We start from the raw sequence: 6,380 nt of genomic DNA, 5'->3' as shown, positions 1-6,380 counted from the left end.
TTCGGCAGCTCCTACATGTAAATGCAGGCCAATGTAGGAGCTGCCGAAGGCTGCGATCTTTTGATCTTGCCCTTAATTGCTCGAGAGCTTGTCGCCGCGGGCGAATTTCCAGGTGCGAATGATTTCCAGACGATCGATATCCGACAAGTCCCCGGTAAACGGCGCAAACGGTGCCGCCAGTCGAACAATGCGCTGCGCCGCCTGATCCAGCAGCGGCTGGCCGGACGATTCCAGCACCAGCACTTCATACAGCGAGCCGTCGCGATTGATCGAAACCATCAGGCGCAAATTGCCGTAGATCTGCTTGCGCCGTGCTTCCTCGGGGTAATTGAGGTTGCCGATGCGTTCGACCTTCTTGCGCCAGTCGTCTTTGTACCAGGCGCCCTTGTCGCGCATGGTCGACGCCGCGCTCAAGCGGTGAATGCGCGGGCGCTTGGCGTACAGCTGTTGTTCTTTGGCCAGTTCGGCTTCGAGGCTGGCGATGTCGCTGGACAGCTGCGAGCTGTCGAACTCTGGCGCGTCGACTGTCGGTTTGACTTCGGTTTTGCTTTCTTCCTTCTTGGTCGGTGCTTTTTTCGGCTTCGGCGCAACCGTAGTCACCGCTGCCTTGGGCGCGGCTTCCTGCACTTGCGGCTTGGCGGCCGGTGGCGGGGTGACTTTCTTGACCTGATTGTCCTGGAATGGCGCCACTTCAGTGGTCTTGGGGATCGCCTTCTTGTCCAGCGTGCCGCTGCCTTCCTGATTTTCCTGCGCGAGAAAGTCAGCCTTCTCCGGTTTCTTTTCGCTTTTGAAGGTGGCGAGGGTGATTTCCAGGGTTTTGCTGATTTGTTTGGGCTCGACCATCGTGAAGCCGACGCCGAGCAGCAGCGCCAAATGAATCAGCGCCGCGAGAAACAGGGTAAATCCGAGGCGATCGGCCGGGCGCACGCCACGGTGGGCGAGTTCTGCGGGCAGATCGGACGGGAGGGTCATGACAAGAAAACCAACATCGCGTTTTTCAGAGGCTGCGCATGATAACGCAATGTTGGTTTCACGCCTTGGGCTTCACGCTTCAAGCGACAGACTGCATGTGACGTGCATCAAGCTTGTGGCTTTTTGCCGGCGGCTTGCAGCTTCTTGGCGATCGCGTCCATCAGCATGCCGCCGATGTCAGTGCCAAAGGCATTGTCGATTTCACGGATGCAGGTCGGGCTGGTGACGTTGATTTCGGTGAGGCTTTCACCGATCACATCGAGACCGACAAACAGCAGGCCTTTCTCACGCAGGGTCGGGCCGACCTGAGCAGCGATCCAGCGATCCTTGTCCGTCAGCGGACGCGCTTCACCCCGGCCACCGGCAGCGAGGTTGCCACGGGTTTCGCCCTGCGCCGGAATCCGCGCCAGGCAGTAATCCACCGGCTCGCCGTCGATCATCAGGATGCGTTTGTCGCCGTCCTTGATTGCTGGCAGGTAAGCCTGGCCCATGATCTGCTGGCCACCGAGGGCGGTCAGGGTTTCCAGGATCACCGACAGGTTCGGATCGCCCGCGCGGTGACGGAAAATCGAAGTACCGCCCATACCGTCCAGCGGCTTGAGGATCACGTCGCCGTGCTTGGCGGCGAATTCACGCAGCACGTCGGCGCGGCGGCTGACGATGGTCGGCGGCGTGCACTGCGGGAACAGCGTGGCAAACAGTTTTTCATTGCAGTCGCGCAGGCTCTGCGGTTTGTTCACCACCAGCACGCCAGCGGTTTCGGCCTGTTCGAGCAGGTAGGTGGAGTAGACGAACTCCATGTCGAACGGCGGATCCTTGCGCATCAGGATCACGTCCAGATCACTCAGCAGGTTGTCCTGCTCGGCGTCCAGTTCGAACCATTTTTCCGGGTTGGCGAAGACTTTCAGCGGCTTCATGCGCGCCCGGGCCTGACCTTCACCCTGATACAGGTCGCGTTGTTCCATATAGAACAGTTCCCAGCCACGCTTCTGCGCGGCCAGCAGCATGGCCAGCGAGCTATCCTTTTTATAGGAGATGCTGGCGATAGGGTCCATGACAATCCCGACGCGAACGCTCATTGGGTTTTCCTCGAAAATTGGCTACCGGATCGGTATTGAAAAAGTGCCGCCAGAGTGGCGCCGGGCGGGTTTTCGGTCAAGGAAAAACCCGTCGATAGATTGCATCTGGAGACTGTGCTAAAAAGGCTGGCGTAGCGTGCTGGCCCTTGAACATCAAGGGTTTCGAGCCATTGATAACCGCAAAACGGACAAATTGATTCGCAAAGGCGACGGTAGAGCCCTCTTATGGAACAGCAGTCCAGCGCCTTGAAGGTCATGGTCATCGACGACTCGAAAACGATTCGTCGTACCGCCGAAACCTTGTTGAAGAATGTCGGGTGCGAAGTGATCACGGCGATCGACGGTTTCGACGCTTTGGCGAAGATCGCCGACAACCATCCCGGGATCATTTTTGTCGACATCATGATGCCGCGTCTGGATGGTTATCAGACCTGCGCTTTAATCAAGAACAACAGTGCGTTCAAGGCCACGCCGGTGATCATGCTGTCATCGCGTGACGGGCTGTTCGACAAGGCCAAGGGGCGGATTGTCGGTTCTGATCAATTTTTGACCAAGCCTTTCAGCAAGGAAGAACTGCTCAACGCGATCCAGGCCCATGTTCCGGGCTTCGCCGCCGTTTTGCCGCAGTAAGACACGTACAGTGACGCTCGGCCAGCGGGCCGGGCGTCGACAAGAAAAATGGGGAAAACCATGGCACGTATCCTGATCGTCGATGATTCGCCGACTGAAATGTACAAACTGACCGGCATGCTCGAAAAGCACGGCCATGAAGTGCTGAAGGCCGAAAACGGTGCCGACGGCGTGGCCCTGGCCCGTCAGGAAAAACCCGACGCGGTATTGATGGACATCGTCATGCCCGGCCTCAACGGTTTTCAGGCCACCCGCCAGTTGACCAAGGATGCCGACACCAGCCATATCCCGGTGATCATCATCACCACCAAGGATCAGGAAACCGACAAGGTCTGGGGCACCCGCCAAGGCGCCAAGGACTACCTGACCAAACCGGTCGACGAAGACACCCTGATCAAGACCCTGAACAACGTGCTCAAAGGCTGATCGCGCAACCATGAGCGAATCGCTGACCGCGTTCGAACTGCTCTGGCAAATCGACCAGCGCTGCCGCTTGCTGGCGGCGGACCTGCCGTCGCAACCGGCGCGTCAGGATCGCTGGAGCGGCATCGGCTTTCGCCTCGGCGAGCATTGGTATGTGGCGCCGATGGGCGAAGTCAGCGAAGTGCTGCACGAACCGCGCTTCACACAGTTGCCCGGGGTCAAGCCGTGGGTCAAAGGCGTGGCTAACCTGCGCGGGCGGCTGTTGCCGATCATGGATTTGTGCGGATTTTTCGGCCACGAACTGTCGCCGTTGCGTAAACAGCGGCGGGTCTTGGTGGTCGAGCATGGGGACGTGTTTGCCGGGTTGATGGTCGATGAGGTGATTGGTCTGCAGCATTTCGAGCAGGACAGCTTCGAACCGATCTCGATCAGCAAGCGCCAGGGATCCAAAGCCGAATTCGTCAAAGGCTATTTCCGCCGCGAGCAGAACTGGCGGGTGTTCAGCCTGTTTGCGCTGGCGAAATCCCCGGTGTTCATGAGCGTCGCGATATAGCTGTTACAACAAAGATCCCTTGTAGGAGTGAGCCTGCTCGCGATTCAGGCACCGCGGTGTATCAAGTACACCGCGTTATCGTTCAATCGCGAGCAGGCTCACTCCTACAGGTTCTACCGGTGAGCTTCAAACAGGCGAGGACCGATGACAAAAGCAAAAACAGGCAAGCCGGCGGAAGGCTCGCGCAGTCGCTCGCAGATCATCGTGCTGTTCATCGCACTGATCGTGTTCATCATGCTGCTGTTCGCCAACTTCGCGTACCTCAACACCCAGGCGAACTACGACAAACAGTACATCGGCCACGCCGGTGAGCTGCGCGTGCTCTCGCAACGCATCGCCAAGAACGCCACCGAAGCCGCCGCCGGCAAGGCGGCTGCGTTCAAGTTGCTCAGCGATGCGCGCAACGATTTCGCCCAGCGCTGGGGTTACCTGAAAAAAGGTGATCCGGCCACCGGCCTGCCGCCGGCACCCGCCACCGTGCGCCCGGAAATGCGCGCTGTGCAGTTGGATTGGGAGCGCCTGCTGAAAAACACCGACGCGATTCTTTCCAGCGAGCAGACCGTGCTGTCGCTGCATCAGGTCGCCGCGACCCTGGCCGAAACCGTGCCGCAGTTGCAGATCGAATACGAAAAAGTCGTCGAAATCCTCCTCCAGCGCGGCGCCCCGGCGGCGCAGGTGGCGATGGCTCAGCGTCAGTCGCTGCTGGCCGAACGTATTCTTGGCGCGGTCAACACCGTGCTCGCCGGCGACGAAAACTCCCAGCAAGCCGCCGACGCCTTTGGCCGCGACGCCACGCGTTTCGGCCAAGTGCTCAACGGCATGCTGCAAGGTAATCCGGCGCTGAAAATCAGCCAGGTCGAAGACCGTGATGCCCGCGCGCGTCTGAGTGAGATTTCCGAACTGTTCCAGTTTGTCTCCGGTTCGGTGGATGAAATCCTCGAAACCTCGCCCGAGCTGTTCAAGGTCCGCGAGTCGGCGAGCAACATCTTCAGCCTCTCGCAAACCCTGCTCGACGAAGCCTCGCACCTGGCCACTCGCTTCGAGAACCTTGCCGGCGGGCGCAACACCGACACCATCGGTGGCTACGTCCTCGGTTTGCTGGCGCTGGCCTCAATCATCCTTATCGGTCTGGTGATGGTCCGGGAAACCAATCGCCAGTTGCGCGAAACCGCCGAGAAGAACGAGCGCAACCAGAACGCGATCATGCGCCTGCTCGATGAAATCGAAGACCTCGCCGACGGCGACCTCACCGTGACCGCTTCGGTGACCGAAGATTTCACCGGCACCATCGCCGACTCGATCAACTATTCCGTCGACCAATTGCGCGATCTCGTCGCGACGATCAACCTCACTGCCGGCCAGGTCGCCGCAGCGGTGCAGGAAACCCAGGCCACCGCGATGCACCTGGCACAGGCCTCTGAACATCAGGCGCAGCAGATTTCCGAAGCTTCGACGGCGATCAGCGACATGGCCGAGTCCATCGATCAGGTCTCGGCCAACGCCGCCGAGTCTTCGGCAGTCGCCGAGCGCTCCGTGGAAATCGCCAACAAGGGCAACGAGGTGGTGCACAACACCATCCACGGCATGGACAACATTCGCGAACAGATTCAGGACACCGCCAAACGCATCAAGCGTCTGGGCGAGTCGTCGCAGGAAATCGGCGACATCGTCAGCCTGATCGACGACATTGCTGACCAGACCAACATACTCGCCCTCAACGCGGCGATTCAGGCGTCGATGGCCGGTGATGCCGGACGCGGTTTTGCCGTGGTCGCCGACGAAGTGCAGCGCTTGGCCGAACGCTCATCCGCCGCCACCCGGCAGATCGAAACCCTGGTGCGGGCGATTCAGACTGACACCAACGAAGCCGTGATTTCCATGGAGCAAACCACCACCGAAGTGGTGCGCGGCGCGCGACTGGCGCAGGATGCCGGTGTGGCCCTGGAAGAAATCGAAGGCGTATCGAAGACCCTCGCGGCGCTGATTCAAAGCATCTCCAACGCAGCGCAGCAGCAGACGACTTCCGCCGGGCAGATCTCGCTGACGATGAACGTGATCCAGCAGATCACCTCGCAGACTTCGTCCGGCTCCACGGCCACCGCCGAGAGCATCGGCAACCTGACGAAAATGGCCAGTCAGCTACGGCGTTCGGTGTCCGGATTCACCTTGCCGGCGGCGACAGATAAAGCGTGAGTGGAGTGGTTATGGGTGATCGGCACGACTATGTGGCCCTCGAATGGGTCAAAGGCGAAATTGCCGAAACGCTGAGGCTGGCGCATCAGGCGATTGAAGCCGTGCTCGATGATCCGCAAGCCTTTCCCGGGCTGGACGAGTGCCTGGATTACATCCATCAGGTCCACGGCAGTTTGCAGATGGTCGAGTTCTACGGCGCAGCCTTGCTCGCCGAAGAAATGGAACATCTGGTCGAAGCCTTGCAGCATGAGCGCGTCAGCCACCGCGACGAAGCGCTGCATCTGTTGCTGCAAGCCCTTGGGCAATTGCCGATCTACCTCGACCGCGTGCAGAGCGCCCGCCGCGATTTGCCGCTGGTGGTGTTGCCGCTGATCAACGATCTGCGTAGTGCTCGTGGTGAAAGCCTGCTCTCGGAAACCAGTTTGTTCAGCCCGCAACTGCCTGAGTTACCGCCCTTGAGCGCCGAAGCACTGGCGCTGCTTGAGCCGGCAGAGTTGCCGAACGTGCTGCGCAAATTGCGCCAGATGCTG

Annotated in this window: 7 protein-coding genes; 5 read left to right on the top strand and 2 right to left on the bottom strand. The window is 59.8% G+C overall.

Features of this window, described 5'->3' with window-relative positions; all coding sequences use genetic code 11:
* Positions 1 to 72: 72 nt before the first annotated feature.
* Both PMI23_RS13865 and gshB read right to left on the bottom strand, forming a co-directional pair.
* Positions 73 to 972 (bottom strand): energy transducer TonB, encoded by a 900-nt coding sequence (locus tag PMI23_RS13865; protein ID WP_007913669.1) that lies wholly within the window; start codon positions 970 to 972, stop codon positions 73 to 75.
* 107 nt (positions 973 to 1,079) lie between these two features.
* Positions 1,080 to 2,051, bottom strand: coding sequence for a glutathione synthase (gene gshB / locus PMI23_RS13860; RefSeq protein ID WP_007913671.1), 972 nt, complete (start codon positions 2,049 to 2,051; stop codon positions 1,080 to 1,082).
* A gap of 225 nt (positions 2,052 to 2,276) precedes the next feature.
* Between gshB and pilG the strand changes: the two genes are divergently transcribed.
* The 5 genes from pilG to PMI23_RS13835 form a co-directional block, all read left to right on the top strand.
* Positions 2,277 to 2,681, top strand: a complete 405-nt coding sequence (gene pilG, locus PMI23_RS13855; RefSeq protein ID WP_007913673.1) for a twitching motility response regulator PilG — start codon at positions 2,277 to 2,279, stop codon at positions 2,679 to 2,681.
* Between the two features lie 60 nt (positions 2,682 to 2,741).
* Entirely contained in the window at positions 2,742 to 3,107 is a 366-nt protein-coding gene (pilH, locus tag PMI23_RS13850; RefSeq protein ID WP_007913674.1) for a twitching motility response regulator PilH, read from the top strand.
* A gap of 10 nt (positions 3,108 to 3,117) precedes the next feature.
* The gene (locus PMI23_RS13845; protein WP_007913675.1) at positions 3,118 to 3,657 is read left to right on the top strand and encodes a chemotaxis protein CheW; all 540 of its coding nucleotides are present in this window, start codon (positions 3,118 to 3,120) and stop codon (positions 3,655 to 3,657) included.
* A 144-nt stretch (positions 3,658 to 3,801) separates the two neighbouring features.
* A complete protein-coding gene (locus tag PMI23_RS13840) occupies positions 3,802 to 5,850 on the top strand; it encodes a methyl-accepting chemotaxis protein (RefSeq protein WP_007913676.1) in 2,049 nt (682 codons plus the stop codon).
* A gap of 11 nt (positions 5,851 to 5,861) precedes the next feature.
* Positions 5,862 to 6,380, top strand: a 519-nt coding sequence (locus PMI23_RS13835; RefSeq protein ID WP_007949892.1) for an Hpt domain-containing protein, incomplete at its 3' end; no start/stop codon positions are given.

Source organism: Pseudomonas sp. GM24 (genome assembly GCF_000282235.1).
Lineage (GTDB): Bacteria > Pseudomonadota > Gammaproteobacteria > Pseudomonadales > Pseudomonadaceae > Aquipseudomonas.
This window is presented reverse-complemented; position numbering and strand designations above follow the sequence as displayed.

Coding starts and splice junctions, on each gene's coding strand:
- PMI23_RS13865 (WP_007913669.1), bottom strand. CDS start 972: ATGACCCTCCCGTCCGATCTGCCCGCAGAACTCGCCCACCGTGGCGTG.
- gshB (WP_007913671.1), bottom strand. CDS start 2,051: ATGAGCGTTCGCGTCGGGATTGTCATGGACCCTATCGCCAGCATCTCC.
- pilG (WP_007913673.1), top strand. CDS start 2,277: ATGGAACAGCAGTCCAGCGCCTTGAAGGTCATGGTCATCGACGACTCG.
- pilH (WP_007913674.1), top strand. CDS start 2,742: ATGGCACGTATCCTGATCGTCGATGATTCGCCGACTGAAATGTACAAA.
- PMI23_RS13845 (WP_007913675.1), top strand. CDS start 3,118: ATGAGCGAATCGCTGACCGCGTTCGAACTGCTCTGGCAAATCGACCAG.
- PMI23_RS13840 (WP_007913676.1), top strand. CDS start 3,802: ATGACAAAAGCAAAAACAGGCAAGCCGGCGGAAGGCTCGCGCAGTCGC.